The sequence below is a fragment of the Hyphomonas sp. genome, from assembly GCF_017792385.1.
Taxonomy (GTDB): Bacteria; Pseudomonadota; Alphaproteobacteria; order Caulobacterales; family Hyphomonadaceae; genus Hyphomonas.
In genome coordinates, this window is record NZ_CP051230.1 from 988,910 (window position 1) to 1,010,534 (window position 21,625).

Genomic DNA, 21,625 nt, shown 5'->3' on the forward strand with positions numbered 1-21,625 from the left:
AGGCCAGCTATGCAATCCTACAGATCGCCTTCCGACTTGCCGGATTGCTTCCACAGCCAGGCCGTCAGGCCCGCTCCGATCAGCAAAAGGGTCGAAAAGCCGACCAGCGCCGCAATGGCGAGGGCGTCCACGCTGAGATTGCCCATGACCGTGTTCTCCTGTTCAGCGTCAGGCCGGGGCGTTCAGAAGGGCGTACAATTCATCCTTCAGCGCCATGCGCTGCTTGCGCAGCCGGGTCTGGAAATCATCGCTGGCCGGTTCGACATCCGTCTCGATGCGGTGAATCTGGCGGTTCACCTCATGATATTCCTCGGCCAGGCGCGCGAAATGGGGATTGGACTCCTTCAATGCCCGGATGCGGTCGGCAGCTTCCGGAAAATCGGCGGCGAGTTCGTGCGGCGTGTGCGACATGTGGATCGGCTCCCTCTAAACAGCGTCTGGGCCCAATTGGCCCGTTCGCGGGGGCTGCCGGAATCGGGAAAACTACCTAACCGGAGGGATCGGGGGTCATTTTTCCCCGAACAGGCCTGCCTGCCCGGTGCCGGGGTTCGGCAGGCCGAGGCGATCATAGGCGAGCGGCGCGGCGACCCGGCCGCGCGGGGTGCGGGCGACATAGCCTTTCTGCATCAGATAGGGCTCGATCACGTCCTCCACCGCGTCGCGCGCTTCCGACAGGGCCGCGGCCAGCGTCTCCACGCCGACCGGCCCGCCGGCATAGGTCTTTACCAGCGCATGCAGATAGCGCCGGTCCAGCGCGTCGAGTCCGTCGGAATCGATTTCAAGCCGTTTCAGCGCGCTGGCGGCGGCGTCTTTCGTGATCGTGCCGCCATCGGCTTCGGCAAAGTCGCGCACCCGGCGGAGCAGGCGCAGCGCGATTCGCGGTGTACCCCGGGCCCGGCTGGCAATCTCGATGGCGCCCTCTTCCGTGATCGGTGCGGTCAGCTTGCGCGCGGCGGCCATGACGATGCGGGCGAGTTCCTCCGGCTCATAGAATTCCAGCCGCAGCGGAATGCCGAACCGGTCCCGCAAGGGCGTGGCCAGCAGGCCGGCGCGGGTGGTGGCGCCGACAAGGGTAAAGGGCGACAAATCCAGCCGCACCGAGCGCGCCGACGGGCCTTCGCCAATCACGATGTCGAGGGCATAATCCTCCATCGCAGGATAGAGGATTTCCTCCACGACGGGCGGCAGGCGGTGGATCTCGTCAATGAACAGAACATCGTTCGGCTCCAGATTGGTCAGGATCGCCGCGAGATCCCCGGCCTTGGCAATGACGGGGCCGGAGGTCGCGCGGAACCCGACACCCATTTCCCGGGCCAGGATCTGTGCCAGCGTCGTCTTGCCGAGGCCCGGCGGGCCGAACAGGAGAACATGGTCCAGCGCTTCGGCACGCTTGCGCGCGGCCTCGACATAGACTTTCAGATTGGACTTCGCCTTGCGCTGGCCGACATAGTCATCAAAGGCCTGCGGCCGCAGCGCGCGGTCCAGCGCATCGCCGCCCTGGGCGTTCGGGTCGGACAAGGCGCCCTCGCGGCTCATCGCGCCAGCTCCTTCAGGGCGGATTTGATCAGCGCGCCGACCTCCTCATCGCCTGTCTCCTTCGCTGCGCTGGCGACGGCGCGGGCGGCGTCGGCCTGGGCATATCCAAGGTTTACCAGCGCCGAGATCGCTTCGCTGCGTGCCCCGGTCGTGGCGGCGGCCACGGGCGCGCTGGCAAGGCCGGCAACCTTTGCCGTTTCAAACTTTCCGAACCGGCCCAGGGGCGGCGGCTTGCCGGCCAATTCCCCGGTAATGCGTTCGGCCAGCTTCTTGCCGACACCCTTGGCCCTAGTCAGCACGGAGGCATCGCCCAGCGCGATCGAATCCATCAATTCTGCGGGCGTGATCGCATCGAGGATCGCCATCGCTGCCTTGCCGGCGACGCCATGCACATCCTGCAGCCGCACGAACCAGGCCCGCTCCTCGTCCGAGCCGAATCCGAACAGGGTGATGGAGTTTTCCGTCACCCGCGTTTCCACATGCAGCACCGTCTCGTCACCGGCCTGCAATTTGGCCAGGAGGCGCGCGCCCGCCATACAGACATATCCGACGCCATTGACGTCGATCAGGACATGGTCCGCGCCGAGGGCGGCAACGGTGCCGGTCAGCCTGCCAATGATCATGCTGCGCCCCGTTTCACATCCAGCGGCAAATGATGCGCGGTGCAGATCGCGCAGGCGAGGGCATCGGCCGAGTCCGTTTTCATCTGCCCGGCCCGGGGCAGGAGGCGCTTGACCATGAAGGCGACCTGGTCCTTGTCGGCCGTGCCGGTGCCGACAATGGCAAGCTTGATCTTGCGCGGCGCGAATTCGGCGACCGGAATGCCCGCCATGGCCAGTGCCGCCATGGCTGCGCCGCGCGCCTGGCCGAGCTTCAGCGCCGAGCGCGGATTGGCATTGACCAGGGTTTCCTCCACGCCCGATGCATGGGGACCATAATGCCGGGCCAGTTCGCCGACCGCCTCGAAGATTCCGCCCAGACGGTCCGACATCGCCAGGGCCGGATCGACCGAGATCACGCCATGTGCGATGTGCGCCAGCCGGGCGCCGGTCTGTTCAATCACGCCCCAGCCCGTATGGCGCAGGCCGGGATCGATGCCGAGAATGCGAATCGTGGTGCTCATCCCCGTCATCCTATCAAGGCACGGGGTTAATGACACCTTGCATTTTCTCGATTTGTTCACACCGGCTGCAGCCGCTTTCTCCTATTCTGTTTCGCGCGGCACCAGCACGGAGTCGATGACATGCACGACGCCATTGCCGCCGTCGATATCGGTTTCCATCAGGCTGGCCTGATTGATCATCAGATCACCGCCGCCCATGTCCCGCAGCGACAGGTCCAGCCCGTTCAGGCTGGCGACGGGCGTGCCGTCCTCGGCCGGAGGCACATTTGCCGCCCGCAGCTCGCCCTCGACAATATGGTATTCCAGCATGCGGACGAGACGGTCCGCCTTTTCGGGACGCAGATAGTCTTCCAGCTGGCCCTCCGGCAGGGCGTCGAACGCATCATTGGTCGGCGCAAACACGGTATAGGGGCCGCCCGTTGCCAGCGTCTCGTCCAGCGCGGCCGCCTCGATGGCGCCATACAGGGTGGACAGGCGCGGATCGGCCGCAATCGTGTCGAGGATATTGGGTCCGGACAGGACCATCGCGTCGCGGTCCATCGTTTCGGTAAAGACGTCCTCCTCCTCCGGTTCCGGCAGGGCCGGATCGGCAATGTCGATGTCGTCCGCATAGGGCTGGACCGGATCATCCGGCAGGGCCTGGGGTTGCGGGGACTCGCCCGAACAGGCGGTGGCCAGCATCAGTGCGGCGAGAGCAGGAACAAGCAGGGCGGGTTTCATATGCGGGGATCCTTTCCTCCGGCAGGCAATGGGCAGACAACGCGCGCGCCGTGATTTGGTTCAGTGGCGCATACCGGATTCCGCGCGCTCAATGCGGGTTTTCCATGGCAGGACGCGGGCGGCCCATCGTCCAGTTCACCACCCCGCGCACGCCTTCGGCGCGGGTCTCTCCTCTCCCGCAAGCGGGAGAGGGATTTGTCCGGGCTCCGAGTTGCACCCCTCTCCCTTTGGGAGAGGAGGGGCCCATTGCGTCAGCAATGGGAGGTGAGGGTGTTTCCTCCAGCACCCAAAGCCGGACTGGCGCTCGCCATCCGGGGATCCAACAACCGGCCCCAACAGAGCCATGGCGCGGCGGGCGCCGTGGCGCTCCGCCTGGAACTGAACAAGGCTACGGAATGGAGCGTTACCGCCCGCCGCGCCGGACAGGGGCTTCGGCGGGACACCCTCATGGGGGCCCATGGTCCCGGGTCTTCGTTACCGGCTGCGGAGGAAAAGCAATCGCACTGCGATTGCCCGGAGCAGGCCCAAGCGCAAGCGCAGGGCTCTGGACGAGGCCTGTCTCGGGAAATCGTGCCACTGGCACGATTTCTGTTCCTCGACAGCCCGACCTGCTTTCGCAGGCTCACCCTGGCCTGACCTGCCTAGGTGCGGACCGGACCGCTGCTCCGGCCCGCACCCTCCTGTCCCTGCCCTCCCGACCAGAACGGTACCTGATCCGGCTCCCGGAAGGGCAGATGACCATCATCGCATGAGGGGCTGTGCGCCGGATTCAGCTGGTCCGGAGATACCTGCGCAGGCAGGTATCCATCTCCCGCCATCGCCTGAAGCGCTTGAGGAGGAAGCAGGAGATGGGCCCCTGCCTTCGCAGGGGCCTGCGGGGGGAGAGCATGATCTCCATCCTCCAGCACCGTGTCCCCGGCGGATGCCGGGGTCTCCTGCCGTTAGAGCGCGGAGCCAGCCGAGGGAGGCTCCGGCGTACGCCGGAGATGCGGAGAAAGGGGACGATTGGGCCTGGCCCCCGCGATTGCGTGTGACGCACTTGCGGCGTCTTTCAGAGATGGGCCCCCAGACGCTGCGCGTCGGGGGTGACGCCAGGAGGAGAGCGCAAACCTTATCCCCATACAACATATCCCCGGCGGATGCCGGGGCCTCCTGCGGTAAGAGCGCGGAACCAGCCGCAGGAGACTCCGGCATCCGCCGGAGATGCGGAGAGAGGAAGAGACGGGGAGAGGAGTAGCGTAGGGCGGGTTGCGCTCCGCTACCCCGCCCTACAGAATCGCAAGGCGAACCCTCTTGAGCTGTCGACCAGCCTCCCTAACTCATCCACCTCAGCACGCGCGGTTCAATCGGGTTCGCGAACTCGCGCCCTTCTGTCCGGCAGTCCGTCCACTCACGTTTTAGGCGCTGGTACCATTTGGCCTGGATGTCGATGTCGTCGATCCACATCATGGCTTTCTGGTGGGCCATGCCCTGGTTTTGCAGATCCACCATATCGCCATCCTGGCGGAGGAATTTGCGCGCCATGGGTTTGGCGATGGGCACGGCGAGGTGGAGCAGCGGCGCGCCGGTCCACCAGGTGAACTGGGTGATCCGTGTACGTTTCGGGGCTTCCGGCGTCAGGCAGGTGAGCGTCAGGAGGCGCGCCTTGTCGTTGGAGATGATTTCCCAGCGATAGCCGGGCAGCTGGAACCGGATTTCGGTTTCCACATCATCGCCGAACACCCAGCGATAGAGTTTCGAGTTCGAACTTGGCCGGTGCCGGTCAATCGCCCAGCCGCGTGTCGTGGGCACAAAGGGCTTTTCCTTCAGCTTCAGGCCCGTCGAGGGCGGGCGCCACCACCATTGATTGTGCACGAAGGGCACATGAGCCGGATCCATCAGGCCGACGACGGCATCATCCATATGCGCGTTGAACACGTCATGGATGACGAAGCCCGGCTTTTCCGGCAGCGGGCCGAATTCCGGCGGCGGCACGGCCGGCGGCTCAACGCTGCGGGGATTGTGCGCGACATGGAGATAGACCGCGCCATTCGCCTCATGCACCGGATAGCGGCGCACTTTCACCCTGGACGGATCATAGGGGCTGTCGTCGGTCAGGGAGGGCATCAGCTTGCAACCGCCATCCGTGCCGAAGCGCCAGCCATGATACGGGCATTGCAGCGTCCATTCGCCATCGGTTTCCAGCTGCTGGCCGGCCGAGAGCGGCACCAGCCGGTGCGGGCAGATGTCCCGCAGGGCAAACGCCTCCCCTTTCGGCGTGCGCCCCACCACGACAGGCTCCCCCAGAACCATGATCCGGTGCTGCTTGCCGGGTTTCAGCTCTGTCGAGGGCGCCGCCAGATACCAGCTGTCGGTCAGGAAGCCGTCTTCGGTAATGCCCTGTTTGGGCGCGGGAGGCTGTGTGTCGGGCATGGGCGGGGGCCGTTTGGTCAACTGAAGCGCCTGATTACCGCATTTGGCAGGGGGTCACCAGTGTTCGGGCTGCAGCGCAGACTGTGGCGCATGCAGGGCCGAATATTGCCAGCGCGGCAATTGGCAATAAGGTGTCGCCTTTGGCGCGGAAACAATGGGGTATCGGGCATGGCCGAGACAGTGACCAACAAGGGATTCCTGGGATGGGTGGAGAAGACGGGCAACCGCCTGCCCGATCCGGTCTTCCTGTTCTTCTACCTGATTATCGCCCTGATGGCGATTTCGCAGATCGCCGCCTGGGCCAGTTTCAGCGCGCCGCACCCAACCCAGGTGACCGAGGGTGGCACGCCGCTGATCATCGAATCCGCCAGCCTGTTCTCGGCAGACAACATCCAGCGACTCTGGGTGGAGATGCCAAAGACGTTCACGCACTTCCATCCGCTTGGCTATGTTCTGGTCGTGATGCTGGGCGCGGGCGTGGCGGAGCGCTCGGGCCTGTTTTCCAGCGCGATCCGCGCCGCCGTGCGCAATGCGCCGAAAGTCCTGCTGACGCCGCTGGTCGCGCTGGTGGCCATGCTGTCAAACCATGCCGCCGATGCGGGCTATGTGGTGATGATCCCGCTGGCGGGCATCCTGTTCGCCTCGGCCGGACGCCACCCTCTGGCGGGCATTGCGGCGGCCTTTGCAGGCGTGTCGGGCGGGTTTTCGGCCAACATCTCGCCCGGCCAGCTCGACGCGCTGTTGTTCGGCATCACCGAGGCGGCCTATGGCGCGAGCAATATCGATGCGGGCTGGACGATGAACATTGCCGGCAACACCTATTTCATCATCGCGCTGCTGCTGATCTACCTGCCGGTCATCTGGTTTGTGACCGACAAGGTGATCGAGCCGCGCCTTGGCACATGGACCCCTGCCCCGGACGCCGCCGTGCAGGCGGGCGATGAGGACAAGCCGCTGACCGCTGAACAGCAGAAGGGCCTGCGCATGGCGGGATTGGCTGTGCTGGGCGTCTGCGCGCTGTGGGCGCTGATGACGTTCGGGCCGGGCACGCCATTGCTGGCAGACGGGCCGGGCACCGAGGGCGACCCGTGGTACCAGAAGGCTGGACCGTTCTTCCGCTCCCTCGTGGCAGGCTTCCTCGTCCTGTTCCTGGCGGCCGGCTGGGCCTATGGCGCAGCGGCCAACACGATCAACAATCACCGCGACCTCGTGAACATGATGACCGAGGCAATGAAGGATCTGGGCTATTACCTCGTCCTCGCCTTTGCGGCGGCCCATTTCGTCGCGATGTTCGGCTGGTCGAATCTGGGCCTGATCTCGGCCGTGCATGGCGCGGACGCGATCCAGTCCAGCGGCCTGCCGCTGCCGATCGTGCTGGGCCTGATCGTGCTGTTCTCGGCGCTCTTGAACCTGTTCGTCGGCTCGGCCAGCGCGAAATGGGCGCTGCTGGCGCCGGTTCTGGTGCCGATGCTGATGCTGCTGGGCGTCAGCCCCGAAGGGGCGACAGCGGCCTATCGCGTGGGCGATGGCGCGACCAACATCATCACGCCGCTGATGGTGTACTTCCCGCTGATCCTGGTGTTTGCGCGGCGCTGGCAAACCGATTTCGGGCTCGGCAGCCTGACGGCGATGATGATCCCCTATTCGGTGTGGATGCTGATCACGGGCGTTGTGCTGATGATGGGCTGGATCTTCCTCGGCATGGATTTTGGCCCGGGCGCCCCCGCGCACATCACCGTGCCGGGCACCGGCGGCTAGGCAGCCTGTATGGAAAACCCGGCCCGGCATATGCCGGACCGGGTTCCCACCCTGGCGGGCGGCCGTCTATGGATGGGGGCGACCGGCCGCCAGCTCTCTCTCGGTGGTAAGATCTTTACGGATCAGGCCGCCTCTCGGTTCACTTCACCTTCGGCAAGCTGCGACATTTCCCGATCACCTGAATAGGTGCTGTCGAGACACGCCTGAAGCGTGCGGACCTCGTCGCTGAGGCGCAGGCGGCGGGCGAAGGCCACGACCGTGCCATAACCGGCGAGCGCATAATGGGTCATGCGCTGATATTGCGAGATGATCGAGGCATCGAGCACATCCTTGTCGGCAATGTCGGCCTCGATGGCGTGGGCGTTTGCTTCCTTCACGAGGCCTTCCATGCCCTGGCAGAACTCGCCGCGCGGATCGGCGCCGTGCTGGCGGATCAGCCCCTCGACTGCATCGATGCCGTCCTGGATGCCGTCCACGCCGCGTTTCAGCGCATCCTTCAGCTTGTCATTGCTGGCCTTGTCGGCGAGCTTGCGGGTGACTTTCAGCGACTGGCGATTGGCGCTGTAGAGGTCCTGCAACTGGTCGATATAGAGGTCTTTGAGAGTCGTGATGCTCATGGGAATTCCTTCCGTCGGGCTGGGGTTCATGTGACAGGGACTCAATGGACGCGCGCCGGGGGAAGTTCCGGAATTGCCTGATTTTAATGGAAATCCGCGGGAAATCGGCGATCCGCGGCCGGGAAGCGCGCCTCCTGTGAATGTGACCGCTTCCCGCAGGCCGCAAGCACGGCTATATCCCGGCCATGATATCACGTGACAAAATCCGCAATTTCTCGATCATCGCCCATATCGACCATGGCAAGTCGACGCTGGCCGACCGCCTCATCCAGCATTGCGGCGGGCTGACCGACCGCGAGATGAAGGAACAGGTGCTCGACTCGATGGACATCGAGAAGGAGCGCGGCATCACCATCAAGGCCCAGACCGTGCGCCTGACCTATAAGGCGCAGGACGGGGAGACCTATGTCCTGAACCTGATGGACACGCCGGGCCATGTGGACTTCGCCTATGAGGTCAGCCGGTGCCTGGCCGCGTGCGAAGGCTCGCTTCTGGTCGTGGATGCCTCTCAGGGCGTCGAGGCGCAGACGCTGGCCAATGTGTATCAGGCGATCGACCAGGACCATGAGATCGTGCCCGTGCTCAACAAGGTGGACCTGCCCGCCGCGGACGTTGACCGCGTGAAAGCGCAGATTGAAGATGTGATCGGGCTCGACGCGTCTGACGCGCTGGAGATTTCGGCGAAGACCGGCCTTGGCATTCCGGACGTGCTGGAGGCCATCGTGCAGCGCCTGCCTGCCCCGCAAACGGGCGAGGCCGACGCGCCGCTGAAGGCCGCGCTGGTCGATGCCTATTATGACCCTTATCTGGGCGTGGTGGTCATCGTGCGCGTGCATGACGGCGTGCTGAAGAAGAAGCAGAAGATCAAGATGATGCGCACCGGCGCGACCTATGAGGTCGACAAGGTGGGTACGTTCAATCCGAAGATCACCGAAACCGACGCGCTGGGGCCGGGCGAAGTTGGCTTTCTCGTCGCCTCGATCAAGGAAGTCAGCGACACGGCCATCGGTGATACGATCACGGAAGAGAAGCGCCCGACCGCCAAGGCCCTGCCCGGCTACAAGGACGTGCAACCAGTCGTGTTCTGCGGCCTGTTCCCGATGGATGCGAATGATTTCGACGAACTGCGCGCCGCGATGGGCAAGCTGCGCCTGAATGATGCGAGCTTCACCTGGGAGATGGAGACCTCTGCGGCGCTGGGCATGGGTTTCCGCTGTGGCTTCCTCGGCCTGTTGCACCTGGAAATCATCCAGGAACGCCTCAGCCGCGAGTTCGACCTGGACCTGATCGCGACCGCGCCGAGCGTTGTCTATGAAATGACGATGACGGACGATACCGAGATCGAGCTGCACAATCCGGCGGACATGCCGGAAGTCACCAAGATCAAGGAAATCCGCGAGCCGTGGATCAATGCGACGATCTACACGCCGGACGAATATCTCGGCGGCATCCTGAAGCTCTGCCAGGACCGGCGCGGCATCCAGACCGAACTCTCCTATGTCGGCGGGCGCGCCATGGTGAAATACGAATTGCCACTGAACGAGGTCGTGTTCGATTTCTATGACCGGCTGAAATCCATCAGCCGCGGCTATGCGAGCTTTGACTATGAGATTGTCGGCCACCGCGCGGAGAATCTCGTCAAGCTGCAGATCCTGGTGAATGACGAGCCGGTGGATGCGCTCGCCATGCTGGTACACCGCGACCGCGCCGAAAGCCGGGGCCGCCAGATGTGTGAGCGGCTGAAGGATCTGATCCCCCGCCAGATGTTCAAGATCCCGATCCAGGCAGCCATTGGCGGCAAGGTGATCGCACGTGAAACGCTCAGTGCCCTGCGCAAGGATGTGACCGCGAAATGCTATGGCGGCGACGCCAGCCGGAAGCGGAAACTGCTCGACAAGCAGGCCGCCGGCAAGAAGCGCATGCGCCAGTTCGGCAAGGTCGAGATCCCGCAGGAAGCCTTTGTGGCAGCACTGCGGATGGATGGGGATTAAGACTTTCGTCCACTGAGCCCCATCGGTCTGTCCTTCACCGAAATCTTACCTGTCATGGCGGCGCGAAGGATGCGGCGGAAGCTGGGGCATTCCATATGGCTGGGGGCGCGGCACTTGGCGGCGTGGCGCAGGCCGTCGCGCATGATCGTCATTTGACGGATCTTCTCGTCCAGCTCATCTGCCTTTGAGACCAGCGCCGCGCGTTCGATGCGGGGCCCCTCTTCCGACATCATGGCGGCGATCTCTTCCAGCGTGAAACCGGCGGCACGGCCAAGGGAGATGAGGCCGAGCCGTTCCAGAACGTCCGGTTCGAACAGGCGGCGCAGGCCACGCCGTCCGGCCGAGCGAATGAGGCCGCGCTCTTCATAATAGCGCAGCGTGGAGGCCGGGATGCCGGATTGCTTCGCAACGTCTGAAATTTCCAACATGGCTCTTGACCTCAAGTCGGCTTGAAGTGGCAGGATGCCGATATCAGCCCAGTTTGACAAGGAAAAGGCAGGCAGAATGAGCATCGCAAACAAGGATCAGGAAGAGATTTGGAACGGCGCCGGCGGCAAGGCATGGGTCCGGGCGCAGGCATTGCTGGATGCTGCCTTCACGCCCTTTGAGCGTGTTCTGGTCGAGACCGCATCAGCAGCGGGGGCGGCCCGCGTGCTGGACATTGGCTGCGGAACCGGCGCAACGACGCTGGCCCTGGGCGACGCCCTCGGCCCGGATGCAGAATGCCTCGGCCTCGACATTTCCGAGACGATGATCACGCATGCCCGCAAACGCGCCGCTGAGGCCGGGTCAAACGCCGAATTCATTGTGGCCGACGCACAGACGCATGAGTTTTCCGCCAGTCATTATGACCTGATCACCTCCCGCTTCGGCGTGATGTTCTTTGAAGATCCCGTCGCGGCCTTCCGCAATCTGAACCGCGCCGCTGCGCCGGGGGCCGGCATGGTGCTGCTCAGCTGGCGGGACCCGGCGGAGAATCCGTTCATGACAGCTGCCGAGACCGCCGCGCGCCCGCTTCTGCCCGGCCTGCCGAAGCGCGAGCCGAACGCGCGGGGCCAGTTCGGCTTTGCCGATTCTGCGCGTGTGGAGCGCATTCTGTCCGAGGCCGGATGGCAGGATCTGGCGCATGAGAAGCTGGACGTGGACTGCCGGTTCCCCCTGTCGGCGATGGATCTCTACGTCTCGCTGATGGGGCCGGTCGGCTATGCAATGGCACAGGGCGTGGATGAGGCGACGCGCGAGAAAGTCATCGATGTGGTACGGGCCGCCATCATGGAGTTTGCCGAGGGAGACAAAATCGCCTTTACGGCTGCGTGCTGGAAAACGACGGCTCGGGCGGCCTAGGCCCAGGCTTAGGCTGCGCCCTCGTTCCACACCCGATCGAGTTCGGCAATCTCTGCATCGAGCTGATTCACCGCGCGATTGTTGAGCCATATGATGGCGGCAAACACGCCGGTCATGATCGCCATGGAGACAGCGAAGCTGGCAAGCCCCGCCAGGAAGGGCAGTCCGGTGTCCGGCGAGAAATTCACCCCCGCCACGAACAGAACCGATCCCGGCACAAAGGGGGCGAGATACCAGCGCCAGACCGAGGCGAGCGCATCACGCTGGCGCAGCAGTTCGGTGCGGTGATGGTCCAGCAAGCGGGCTGTATTGTCTGCCTGCTGACCAGCCCCCTGCCCGGCGATCCTGTGCAGTTTCCAGCAGACATAAAGCGCGCCGAGAATGATCAGGAGTGCGCCCGCCTTCACTGTGAACACCGGAATGAGCCAGGCCATCCAGCCGAATACACCGATCACCAGAAGGGCGGCGAGATATTCGGTGATGTTTCGCTGGCGGATCCGAGCCTGGAATTTTCCGGCGCGCTTGCGCAGCTGGTCTACGGACAGTGTAAATGGCTCGACAGGCTGAGCGGTCCAAAGGGCGCGAATCTGGTCGAAATCAGTCATGACGGGACTCCTTGAAATCTGAACTGAGGCGGGATTTGAGACGGGAAATACGGGTGGCCACAGCGCCGGGCGTAAGGCCTGTGATGTCGGAAATGTCGGCTGCGCTCACTTCTTCGAGGTAAAGCAGCATCACTTGCCGGTCGGGCGGGCCCAATCCCCGAATCCACTGATGCAGGCGGGCTAGCGCATCCGCCTGTTCCCGCTCGGCAGAGACGCTGCGGCCGTCCGGCATCTGGTCAACAACATCCAGGGGCACAGCGGCCTGCCGGTGGCGGCGTTCGCGCCGGACATGGTCGGCCGCCACATTGTGCGTGACCCGATAGACCCAGGTACCGAGGCCGCAGCGGCCGTCGAACCGGGCAAGGCTTTGCCAGAGTGCGACATGCATTTCCTGCAGCAAATCGGCTTGCCGGGCGGAATTGGCCTCTGTCGCGCGGGCGAGCCGCTGCATCGCAGGGCCGAACTCTTCAGCCGCTGCCCGGTAGCGATCTTCCTGATCTTTTGCGTGTGTCATGTCTTCTTAGTCCACCGCGACCTGACTTTCTTACACAGAATCTGAAAACTGGTCCGCCGCGACGGAAAACTGCCGCGAGGACAGCCTAGGCTCGCCTGTCGGTCCACGCTACGCTTCCGGCCAAAACAAGAGGGAGACACGCCGTGGCGGACACAGACATACAACCTGCTGAAATTCTTTATGAGGTCGCAGACCATGTTGCGACGATCACGCTGAATGCGCCGGAACGGCTGAACACCATTTCCGGCCCGATGCTGGACGAGCTGTGTGAGGCGCTGCTCAAAGCGGATGCTGACAGGGATGTGCGCTGCGTGATCCTGACCGGGGCGGGCCGCGCCTTTTGTGCGGGGCTCAATCTGGAAAGCGCCACGAAAGGCGAAGGTATCGGGTCCGGCGCCGTGGCGAGCGCCACGCTGGATCTGCGCAATACGCCGCCAACGGTGTTGTTCAACATGTATACGCCGACGATCTGCGCGATCAATGGCGGGGCGGCCGGCTATGGCATGGATACGGCGCTCGGCTGTGACATCCGCATCATGTCGGACAAGGCCAAGATGGCTGCAGCCTTCACCAAGCGCGGTATCCTTCCGGAATCCGGCGGCACCTGGTTCCTGCCCCGCATGCTGGGCTGGGAGAAAGCGTGCGAGCTGATCTTTACCGGCCGCACACTGAGCGCGGAGGACTGCCTGGCTGAGCGGCTGTGCGCGAAAGTGGTGTCTCACGACACATTGATGGATGAAGCGCGTGCGATGGCCCGGGAGATTGCGTCAAATGCGCCACTGGCCGTGCAGGCCTCGAAGCGTCTGATGCGGATGGGCCTGTCAGAGCCGTTTACGGAGCATGTGCATCATGTCTTCCTGCAATTGCTGCCCCTTCTGAAGACAGAGGATGCGCGCGAAGGCATGATGGCGTTCCTGGAGAAACGACCAGCAGCATTCAAGGGGCGGTAGCGCCCCCTTTCTGCAGACTGAACTAGGCCGGGGCGTGGCCCATGCAGGCGATTTCGGCCAGAACTGCCGCCCAGGCGGCCTCCATGGCGGGGGTCCACTCGCCCGCCAGCGTATCCCGGCACGTATCGCGGATGGCGGCGAACATGTCATCCAGTTTGGACTCGGGTACGCCATAGCCCTGATGTGAAAGCCGCGCAGACTGCATTTCGAAGCGTGGCAGCGGGCTGCCTTCCGCCAGACCGATGATACATTCGAAACAGGTTGTCAGCATCGATCCGCGCACACCGCCATCCGTGTCCATCGCGAACAATTCCTCAAAATCCGGATGCCGCGCGAACAGGCGCTGATAAATCAACGGCGCCGGATCGGCGCAGAGCGCTCCGAAGCGTTCAAGAGAGGCGGTTATCGGGTCGGATTGGGTCATGCAGTATCCTATCTGGCGATTATCCCCCTCGCAATCGCAGAACGAGGCGGCGCGTGGCACGCTGGCTCATCTTGCGATGGCGGGCGATGCGGTGGGCGAGGCACTGGCGTTCGTCCCGTGAGCGGCCGAGATCATAGAGCTGGGCCGCGAAGCCGAGCGCGGCCTGCTGGTCGCGACTGGGACGGCGGGCGGCGCCTTCCTCCTCTGCCCAGCGGCCCGGATGGAAGCTGGCCGTCACCTTGGGCTGGTCATTGCCGAGATAGTAGAGAAAGGCGGCAGGCGCGGAGACATTGCGGATGATCGTGTCCGGAATGAAGTGCAACCAGTCCTGATGCTGTTGCCAGCGCCATGTATTGGGCGAATTCTTCGTGCGCACGCGCAGGCCGATGATGCGCAGGCGGCGCTGGACAGCGGTCCAGTCCTGCCCTTCCCGCTCGGCCTGAAGCCTCATCAGGCGGATCAGCCCTTCCATCGTGCCACCGGAGGCGACGAAGTCGACCAGGGCAATCGGCCGCGGGCCGGTGGCAATCGCCCTGGGGCCGAGGCCTTCGGCAGTCAGGTAGTCGAACAGACCGTTGAGGGCGGGCTCGGGCACTTGCTCGACCGAACCGGCATTGCGCAACGAATACTGCACGAGATGCAGCGCCGGCACATCGCGCAAGCCCTCGAAACAGCCCGACAGGTAATCATACAGGTTTTCCGGCGTGCGGCCGATGAAGGCGAGGTCGGACCGGTTGGCATGGGCAAGGATGCGCGATGCCGTGGCGCGCAGGGATTCCAGGAACATGTCGTTCAGGGGCCGACCCGGCGCGGTCGCCGAAATCAGGCCGCCCAATTGTTCCCGACGGGCAATATTCCACCGGAATGGTGTCGCCAAGATCGTGCCTCCCATTGTTTTTTACTGATTATAGGGCCTGCGGGCCGCGCTTTCCAAATGCTTCCCGGCGGCCTAAATGCACGGGATGAGCGACACGCTGACCATATTGGGCATCGAGACCAGTTGCGACGAGACCGCTGCGGCGGTGCTGCGCCTGACCGACGGGCGGGCAGAGCTGGTGTCTGACGTGATCCGTACGCAACTCGACGAGCATGCGCCCTATCTGGGCGTCGTGCCGGAGATTGCGGCCCGCGCGCATGCCGAACTGGCAGACCTGACCGTGAAGGCCGCCATGCACGAGGCCGGGATCGGCTATGAAGACCTGGATGGCGTGGCCGCCACGTCCGGCCCCGGCCTGATCGGCGGCGTGCTGGTGGGCATGATGACCGGCAAGGCGATTGCGCAGGCGGCCGGCAAGCCCTTTGTGGCGGTCAATCATCTGGAAGGTCATGCGCTGAGCCCGCGGCTCGGCAATGACTGCCCCTTCCCCTATCTTCTGCTGCTGGTCTCCGGCGGGCATTGCCAGTTTCTGGAGGTCCGCGGCCTGGGCGACTATCGCCGCCTCGGCTCGACCATTGATGATGCGGTCGGGGAAGCCTTCGACAAGACCGCCAAGACGCTGGGCCTCGGGTTTCCGGGCGGACCCGCCGTCGAGCGGCTGGCCGAGGGGGGCGATCCGGACGCGTTTGCGCTGCCCCGGCCCCTGCTGAACCGGCCGGGCCTGGACATGAGCTTTGCAGGCTTGAAGACGGCGGTCGCGCGCGCCGCGGAAAGCGGCATGACGGACGCGCGGATCAAGGATCTGTGCGCCAGTTTCCAGAAGGCGGTCACCGATATCCTCGCCTCACGCACCGCGCGGGCGCTGGACGGGTTTGATCCGGGTGGGGATGGCCAAAAACGGCTGGTCGTGGCGGGCGGCGTGGCGGCGAACAAGGCGATCCGGGCCGCGCTGGAGGCGGTTGCCAACGCTGCAGGCGCCCGCCTGATAGCCCCTCCGCTTCGGCACTGCACGGACAATGCAGCCATGATCGCCCTGGCCGGAGCCGAACGGCTGGCAGCAGGCCTGGTCAGCGAGCCGGATGGAGACCTCGCCACCGGCGCGCGCCCCCGCTGGCCGCTGGACGAAGCGGCAGCGCGGGCGGCACCGGTTTACGAGACCGGGCGACGGGGCGCGAAGGCCTAACCTGACTACAGGGTCTATACTGCGAATTCAGCAAGCGAATAGGTGGCGGCGAGGATGGCCAGCGCCATCGGCAATGCCGCAAGAAAAGCGACCAGGGACTGGCGGGCTTCGGTCTTGGACAGGGTCATTGATCTGATCTTTCAGCTCTTGCCGGCAGCAACCATCGCTGCCGATGCCTGACATATAGCATCAGCCTGAACATTTATCAATGAACGAAAACGAAATTATTCAGAGTTTATCTATTTTGCGCTCCGGAACCGCGGCCCCGGCGGACAGGCCTGCCAGAACCAGGTTCATGACGCCGGCGAGTTCCCGTTTCAGTTTTGGCAGCGTCAGATGGGAGAACAATTGCGGAAAGCGGAACTTCATCATGGCCGCCTGGATCATCTCTGCCGTCTCGTCCTTGTGCTCGATCTGGCGGAATTCGCCCGACTCGATGCCGGCCTCCAGGATCTGGACGAGATAGACGCGCTCCTGTGCGAGCTGCTCATTGAAGAAGAGAGGGCGCTCGTCACTCAGCGTCTCGGCCAGTTCGATCAACTTGTCCTTCTCTTCGAAGGCTTCAAAGGTGCGGACCAGGCTGAACTCGAAGAAGCGGCGCAGACGGTCGGCGGCGGAATCGGACTGACGGCAGATGCCGGCATAGGTCTGGTAGAGTTCGGAATTGAACTTGCGTGCGATCGCCTCGGCAATGTCCAGCTTGGACGCGAAGAAGCGATAGATGTTGCCCGCGGACATGTTGCAGTCCCGGGCGATCTCGGACATCGTCGTCTTGGCATAGCCATAATGGACGATGCGCTCCATGGCGGCTTCCAGTATCTGCTGGCGGGTATCGGTCGTGTCATTCATGCGGCCACCATACTCCTTGTTACTGAAGGATCAATGATTCATTCAGCCCATTTCTGTCGCGATCCGCGCCTATGGGCAGAGGGCGCCGCCTGTGCCATATGGCAGGTCAGCCACACCTGTTGCCGGAGCCTCGATACATGCCGCTTTTCGCCTTTCACAATCTCGACAATGACATCAATGGCGCCGAGCTGCGCGCCGCCAATCGCCCGGCCCACCTGGCATGGGTCCAGACCCTGGGCGAGGCGGTGCGCATGGCCGGGCCGCTCCTGTCGGAGGATGGCCGGATGATCGGCTCATTGTGCCTGATCGAGGCAGACAGTCTGGCGGCGGCGAAGGCGCTGGGCGCGGAGGACCCCTATGCCAGGGCGGGGGTGTTCGGGGAGGTCCGGGTGCATGAGGTGAAGTGGCTGATCGGGGAAGGAAAGCGCGCATGAGACAGCTGGTCCTTGGAAATCTGAACTATTCGAGCTGGTCGATCCGGCCGCTCCTGGTGGCGCGGCGCGTGGGCCTGCCGGTGGAGGAAGTGATCGTGCCGCTGGACTTCCCGGACACGTCGGCACGGTTGAAGGAGATCAGCCCGACCGCGAAAGTGCCGCTGCTGATCTGGGACGATGTGACCGTCTGGGAGAGCCTGGCGATCACGGAATGGATTGCCGACTGGGCGCCTGCGGGCGAGGTCTGGCCGGAAGATGCCGGCAAGCGGGCGATTGCGCGCGCGGTAACCAGCGAGATGCATGCCGGTTTCCCGGCCTTGCGCAAGGCGTGCCCGATGGACATTCGCGGCCGTACCGCCACGCCTGAAATGACCGAGGCGCTGGCGGCCGACATCGCCCGCATTCAGGTCATGTGGGACGAGATGCGCGCGCAATTTGGCGCGGGCGGCGATTTCCTGTTAGGAAAGTGGAGCGCGGCGGATGCATTCTATGCCCCGGTCGTGACGCGCTTCCGGACCTATGGCCTGCCGCTGACCGGCGCAGCGGCGGAGTATTCGGCGGCCGTTCTGGAAGACCCGCTCTTCCTGGAGCTGGAAGCGCAGGCCGAGGCCGAACCATGGTGGATCAAATACACCGCCGATGGCCGATCAAGCGGCTATCTCAAGCCGGAAGACTGAACAGGTCATAGTCGAGATCATGCCGGAACAGGGTCCGGACATGGTCTGCATAGATGTCCATCGCCTCGCCCGTGAACAGGTCTGAAAGCGGCGTCTTGCGGTTCTGCAGGACGTTTGGCTCGGCGTCGGGATCAACCTTGAGGGCCATCGCCTCCTTGGTGCCAGCGGCAAGCGCGACGTCCAGGGCGGCAGGAGTCAGGCCGAGCGCCCAATGATCCGACACGGCCTGCAGGACCGCGCGGGGATCCTTCTGGGTCCGCTCATACTGGACCAGCAGGAGGGATTCTCCATGGCGCGCACGTACATCGCCCCAGCGATTCCAGAAGCGCGCCAGCCAGTAGAGATCACAGCGATATTTCGACCCGCCGGGATCGCCTTTCAGATAGGTCAGCCAGTCGACCTTGATGTCGTATTCCCATTTGGCATGGTGGCTGGCGAGGATGGACATGGGATGGCGCACCGCCAGCACATAGGGCGGCAGGCCTGCAAGGCTGCGGGCCCAGCCCCATTCGGCCAGATGGTGTGGAATGGTGTGGCTGAAAGCCAGACGCGGCAATTCCGGGAACGTCACATCATCCTTGGGCCAGCCGATATAGGGCCGCACTGCATTCTCGGAGAAATAGGCCGGATGGGGAATGCCGTGTGTTTCAGCCAGCGCGACGGCCAGCATGTATTTCAGCCAGTGCGTGCCGGAATTCTTCGACGTCACCAGCATGCCGTCGAACCGGCCATGCCGCAGAATGGAGAAATTGGTCCAGGATTCGTTCAGGACCTTGGCGCGGTACTCGCTGGGCAATGGCTTTGACATGACCCAAATCCCTATTGCGCCCACACCGGCGGCGCAAGCGCCGACAGCGGTTGGCGCGTCAGGTCTTCAGGCCTGCCCTGTCCCTGAACACCTGCAACAGGGCCAGTTGCGCGCGCGTGGGCACGCCTTCGGCTTCCGACACGGCGACCAGCATGGCGTCGAGATCAACGATCTCCTTCGGACCAAGTTGAGGGGCGCTGACCACGAGTTGACTGAGCGTGCGCATGGTCGCCAGCGGGTCGGGTGCTGAATTGGTGACCCAGGCCGCATGCGCCGACAATTCATCCGCCTCTTTGCGGGTGAACCTGAAATGGCGCATGATCTCTTCATCAATGGTGCGGGCCTGGGCATCGGTCAGCGGTCCTTCCCGCGCCCGTGCCACTTCCATCATCATGATGGCGGCGGCTTCGCGCGGGTCCTCGATCAGGCTTATTCCCGCTTTCCCGGCCCGGTACTTGAAGGCAAAGCGCCGGGGCGCATTGGCGATGGCCCCCGCTGCATCCATCGCCACCCTGGCCCCGCGGCGCGCCATCTGGATCCGCCAGGACCAGATGCCGATCGTCGTCAGGATACCGAGAATGAGGATCAGGATATGCATGACGTGTATGTAGCGCGGCCCCGAAGGCCGCGCCACTCACAATCGGTCAGTCTGCGCCGGAGTCTGCAGGCGTTGCCGCATGCGCCTGGGCCAGCACATAGGCGCGCACGGCCTCCGCCTGCTCCGGGGACAGATGGTCTGCGAAGGAGACCATGCCGTTCGAGGCGAGGTTGCCATCCAGCACGACACCTTTCCATGCCGTCTCATTGCCCGTTATGGCCGACCAGCGCAGATCCGGCAGGACCCCGGAACTGACCGCCAATGGTCCGTGGCAGACGGTGCAGTTGCGCGCATAATGCACGGAGCCCTCGGCGATCATGGTCTCGTCACCAAACGAATCCGCCTTCGGTGTCTTGTCGATCATCGGGAAGTCCGGATCGGCGATTTCACCCTCCCCGCCCAGCTTGAAGGTCACGACCTTGCCGACAGTCGAAGGAACGGTCTCGTCATAGGCGAAGCCGGCTGACAGGCCAAAGGCACTGCCCCAGCCGGTTGTGATGGTGACGTATTGTTCGCCGTCGACCATGTATGTGCCGGGGCCGGACGCGCCGCCGGATTTCAGCTCATGACTCCAGAGCCTGTCCCCGGTCGCGGCATCATAGGCGACAAAGTCTCCGTTCAGCTTGCCCTGGAAAACGACACCACCCGCCGTCGACAACACCCCGCCATTCCAGGCATTGCCATGTTCGACTGACCAGCGCGCTTCTCGGGCAATTGGATCCCACGCAATCAGGCGGCCCTTGAGGGTCGAGCGCAGGTATTTCGCCACTTCGGGCGGTGCAATCGGGGGCACACCGGCCGCGAAGTCGGCGCCCGTATTCCAGGCGATGGACTGGGTCTCGAACCGGGGATCGCGGGCATAGGCCTGCGGAATTTCCTGTGCGGGAATATAGGCAAGGTTCAAATCCGGATTGAACGCCATCGGGTGCCAGTTATGCGCCCCGAGCGGGCCGGGAAGCTGTTCGTAGGGGACGGTGCCATAGCGGGCATCCGCGATCTCGATCGGACGCCCGTTCTCATCGAGCCCCTCGGCCCAGTTCAGCGGAACAAAGGCATCGCCGGAAATGAACTCTCCGGTCGCGGCGTCCAGCACATAGAAGAACCCGTTCTTCGGGGCCTGCATCGCAACACGGCGGGACTCGCCATCCTCGCCGACCGGCAGGTCCGCCAGGATGATGGTCTGGGTGGCGGTATAATCCCAATTGTCGCCCGGCGTCGTCTGGAAGTGCCATTTATAGGTGCCGGTTTCCGCATCCACGGCCACAATGGACGAGAGGAACAGATTGTCCCCGCCGGACGGATCGCGGAAATCCCGGTTCCAGGGTGAACCATTGCCGACTCCGAAAATGACCTGTTCGTTCACCTCATCATAGACGATGGAATCCCACACGGTGCCACCGCCGCCATCGGTGACCCAGGCGCCTTCATCCCCCCAGGTGACATTGCCGATCTCTTCAAACGCAGCGTCGGACACTTCATTGTCCGGTTGCTTCTCGGGGTTCGGAACGGTGTAGAAACGCCAAACCTTGTCGCCGGTATTCGCATCATAGGCGGAGATATACCCGCGCACGCCCAGTTCCGCGCCGCCATTGCCGATCAGCACTTTGCCGTTCACGACGCGCGGTGCCCCGGTGATCGTGTAGGGCTTTGACTGGTCGACCGTGACTTTGCTCCAGACGACATCGCCGGTTTTTGCATCGAGCGCTTCCAGCCGGCCATCAATGACGCCCACAAAGACCTTGCCGTCATAGACCGCGACACCGCGGTTCACGACATCGCAGCAGGCCTTTACGCCGACGGCGCGATCAACATCCGGATCGTAGACCCAGAGTTCCTCACCCGTCTTTGCATCCAGCGCATAGACCAGTGACCAGGCTGACGTGACATACATGACGCCATCCACAACGATCGGGGTCGATTCCACACCGCGATTGGTGGCGAGGTCATAGGTCCAGGCAACACCGAGATCGGCGACGGTGCCGGTGTTCACATTTGTCAGGCTGGAATGGCGCTGCTCGTCATATGTTCCGCCATAGGTCAGCCATTCTTCTCCGGCACTGGCCGTGCTGATCCGGTTGGTGTCGACCGAAGCGAATGCCTCTGGCTCAGCTGATGTGTCTGTGTCGGCCGTTTTCGCCTGCCCGCAAGCGGCGAGAATTACGAAGGATGCCCCCGCAATCAGTGTGGACTGCCAGTTTGTCATGG

Annotated in this window: 24 protein-coding genes; 7 read left to right on the top strand and 17 right to left on the bottom strand. The window is 63.7% G+C overall.

Annotation, left to right across the window (positions count from 1 at the left end):
* Positions 1-17: 17 nt before the first annotated feature.
* The 7 genes from HF955_RS04910 to HF955_RS04940 all read right to left on the bottom strand — a co-directional run bounded on the left by HF955_RS04910 (position 18) and on the right by HF955_RS04940 (position 5,791).
* The gene (locus HF955_RS04910; protein ID WP_291078374.1) at positions 18-146 is read right to left on the bottom strand and encodes a hypothetical protein; all 129 of its coding nucleotides are present in this window, start codon (positions 144-146) and stop codon (positions 18-20) included.
* 22 nt (positions 147-168) lie between these two features.
* A complete protein-coding gene (locus HF955_RS04915; protein ID WP_027846498.1) occupies positions 169-411 on the bottom strand; it encodes a YdcH family protein in 243 nt (80 codons plus the stop codon).
* A gap of 96 nt (positions 412-507) precedes the next feature.
* Positions 508-1,536, bottom strand: a complete 1,029-nt coding sequence (gene ruvB / locus HF955_RS04920; protein WP_027846499.1) for a Holliday junction branch migration DNA helicase RuvB — start codon at positions 1,534-1,536, stop codon at positions 508-510.
* A complete protein-coding gene (gene ruvA / locus HF955_RS04925) occupies positions 1,533-2,159 on the bottom strand; it encodes a Holliday junction branch migration protein RuvA (protein WP_291078378.1) in 627 nt (208 codons plus the stop codon). Before ruvA ends, ruvB begins: the two co-directional genes overlap by 4 nt.
* Entirely contained in the window at positions 2,156-2,659 is a 504-nt protein-coding gene (ruvC, locus tag HF955_RS04930) for a crossover junction endodeoxyribonuclease RuvC (protein WP_291078380.1), read from the bottom strand. Before ruvC ends, ruvA begins: the two co-directional genes overlap by 4 nt.
* Positions 2,660-2,740: 81 nt before the next feature.
* Positions 2,741-3,379, bottom strand: coding sequence for a fasciclin domain-containing protein (locus HF955_RS04935; RefSeq protein ID WP_291078382.1), 639 nt, complete (start codon positions 3,377-3,379; stop codon positions 2,741-2,743).
* 1,314 nt (positions 3,380-4,693) lie between these two features.
* Positions 4,694-5,791, bottom strand: a complete 1,098-nt coding sequence (locus tag HF955_RS04940) for an aromatic ring-hydroxylating dioxygenase subunit alpha (protein ID WP_291078384.1) — start codon at positions 5,789-5,791, stop codon at positions 4,694-4,696.
* Positions 5,792-5,959: 168 nt separating this feature from the next.
* On the opposite strand from HF955_RS04940, the gene HF955_RS04945 reads away from it, so the two are divergent.
* Positions 5,960-7,549 carry an AbgT family transporter gene (locus tag HF955_RS04945; protein ID WP_291078386.1) on the top strand — a complete coding sequence of 530 codons (1,590 nt, stop codon included), beginning with the start codon at positions 5,960-5,962 and terminating at the stop codon, positions 7,547-7,549.
* A 122-nt stretch (positions 7,550-7,671) separates the two neighbouring features.
* On the opposite strand, the gene HF955_RS04950 is transcribed toward HF955_RS04945, so the two are convergent.
* Positions 7,672-8,166 (bottom strand): ferritin-like domain-containing protein, encoded by a 495-nt coding sequence (locus HF955_RS04950; protein WP_027839841.1) that lies wholly within the window; start codon positions 8,164-8,166, stop codon positions 7,672-7,674.
* 185 nt (positions 8,167-8,351) lie between these two features.
* Between HF955_RS04950 and lepA the strand changes: the two genes are divergently transcribed.
* The gene (gene lepA / locus HF955_RS04955; protein WP_291078389.1) at positions 8,352-10,157 is read left to right on the top strand and encodes a translation elongation factor 4; all 1,806 of its coding nucleotides are present in this window, start codon (positions 8,352-8,354) and stop codon (positions 10,155-10,157) included.
* On the opposite strand, the gene HF955_RS04960 is transcribed toward lepA, so the two are convergent.
* Positions 10,154-10,585 (bottom strand): helix-turn-helix domain-containing protein, encoded by a 432-nt coding sequence (locus HF955_RS04960; RefSeq protein WP_291078391.1) that lies wholly within the window; start codon positions 10,583-10,585, stop codon positions 10,154-10,156. The genes lepA and HF955_RS04960 overlap by 4 nt on opposite strands.
* Positions 10,586-10,661: 76 nt before the next feature.
* Between HF955_RS04960 and HF955_RS04965 the strand changes: the two genes are divergently transcribed.
* Positions 10,662-11,501: a class I SAM-dependent methyltransferase gene (locus HF955_RS04965; RefSeq protein ID WP_291078393.1), complete on the top strand. Its 840-nt coding sequence runs from the start codon at positions 10,662-10,664 to the stop codon at positions 11,499-11,501.
* 8 nt (positions 11,502-11,509) lie between these two features.
* Here HF955_RS04965 and HF955_RS04970 read toward each other — a convergent pair whose 3' ends face one another.
* Together HF955_RS04970 and HF955_RS04975 are read right to left on the bottom strand one after the other, a co-directional pair.
* On the bottom strand, positions 11,510-12,106 hold the full coding sequence (locus HF955_RS04970) for a hypothetical protein (protein WP_291078395.1): 597 nt from the start codon (positions 12,104-12,106) through the stop codon (positions 11,510-11,512).
* On the bottom strand, positions 12,099-12,620 hold the full coding sequence (locus tag HF955_RS04975; RefSeq protein ID WP_291078397.1) for a sigma-70 family RNA polymerase sigma factor: 522 nt from the start codon (positions 12,618-12,620) through the stop codon (positions 12,099-12,101). The genes HF955_RS04970 and HF955_RS04975 overlap by 8 nt, the downstream gene beginning before the upstream one ends.
* Positions 12,621-12,763: 143 nt before the next feature.
* Here HF955_RS04975 and HF955_RS04980 point away from each other — a divergent pair, with 143 nt between their 5' ends.
* On the top strand, positions 12,764-13,570 hold the full coding sequence (locus HF955_RS04980; RefSeq protein ID WP_291078399.1) for an enoyl-CoA hydratase-related protein: 807 nt from the start codon (positions 12,764-12,766) through the stop codon (positions 13,568-13,570).
* 22 nt (positions 13,571-13,592) lie between these two features.
* Here HF955_RS04980 and HF955_RS04985 read toward each other — a convergent pair whose 3' ends face one another.
* Together HF955_RS04985 and HF955_RS04990 are read right to left on the bottom strand one after the other, a co-directional pair.
* A complete protein-coding gene (locus HF955_RS04985) occupies positions 13,593-13,994 on the bottom strand; it encodes a globin (protein ID WP_291078401.1) in 402 nt (133 codons plus the stop codon).
* A gap of 19 nt (positions 13,995-14,013) precedes the next feature.
* Entirely contained in the window at positions 14,014-14,871 is an 858-nt protein-coding gene (locus HF955_RS04990; RefSeq protein WP_291078402.1) for a hypothetical protein, read from the bottom strand.
* 76 nt (positions 14,872-14,947) lie between these two features.
* Here HF955_RS04990 and tsaD point away from each other — a divergent pair, with 76 nt between their 5' ends.
* On the top strand, positions 14,948-16,054 hold the full coding sequence (tsaD, locus tag HF955_RS04995; RefSeq protein ID WP_367279753.1) for a tRNA (adenosine(37)-N6)-threonylcarbamoyltransferase complex transferase subunit TsaD: 1,107 nt from the start codon (positions 14,948-14,950) through the stop codon (positions 16,052-16,054).
* A gap of 228 nt (positions 16,055-16,282) precedes the next feature.
* Here the strand turns inward: tsaD and HF955_RS05000 are convergent, their stop codons facing one another.
* Positions 16,283-16,903, bottom strand: coding sequence for a TetR/AcrR family transcriptional regulator (locus HF955_RS05000; RefSeq protein WP_291078406.1), 621 nt, complete (start codon positions 16,901-16,903; stop codon positions 16,283-16,285).
* Between the two features lie 137 nt (positions 16,904-17,040).
* On the opposite strand from HF955_RS05000, the gene HF955_RS05005 reads away from it, so the two are divergent.
* Entirely contained in the window at positions 17,041-17,337 is a 297-nt protein-coding gene (locus HF955_RS05005) for a YciI family protein (protein ID WP_291078408.1), read from the top strand.
* Positions 17,334-18,014 carry a glutathione S-transferase family protein gene (locus HF955_RS05010; RefSeq protein ID WP_291078409.1) on the top strand — a complete coding sequence of 227 codons (681 nt, stop codon included), beginning with the start codon at positions 17,334-17,336 and terminating at the stop codon, positions 18,012-18,014. The genes HF955_RS05005 and HF955_RS05010 overlap by 4 nt, the downstream gene beginning before the upstream one ends.
* Here the strand turns inward: HF955_RS05010 and HF955_RS05015 are convergent.
* From HF955_RS05015 to HF955_RS05025, 3 genes are read right to left on the bottom strand one after another with little or no spacing between them, the layout of a single operon-like run.
* Complete coding sequence (locus HF955_RS05015; RefSeq protein WP_291078411.1) at positions 17,998-18,822, bottom strand: sulfotransferase family protein; 825 nt, start codon at positions 18,820-18,822, stop codon at positions 17,998-18,000. The two genes, HF955_RS05010 and HF955_RS05015, sit on opposite strands and share 17 nt — an antisense overlap.
* A 58-nt stretch (positions 18,823-18,880) precedes the next feature.
* Positions 18,881-19,420, bottom strand: coding sequence for a hypothetical protein (locus HF955_RS05020; protein ID WP_291078412.1), 540 nt, complete (start codon positions 19,418-19,420; stop codon positions 18,881-18,883).
* 46 nt (positions 19,421-19,466) lie between these two features.
* Positions 19,467-21,623 carry a PQQ-dependent dehydrogenase, methanol/ethanol family gene (locus HF955_RS05025; protein WP_291078414.1) on the bottom strand — a complete coding sequence of 719 codons (2,157 nt, stop codon included), beginning with the start codon at positions 21,621-21,623 and terminating at the stop codon, positions 19,467-19,469.
* Between the last annotated feature and the right edge of the window lie 2 nt (positions 21,624-21,625).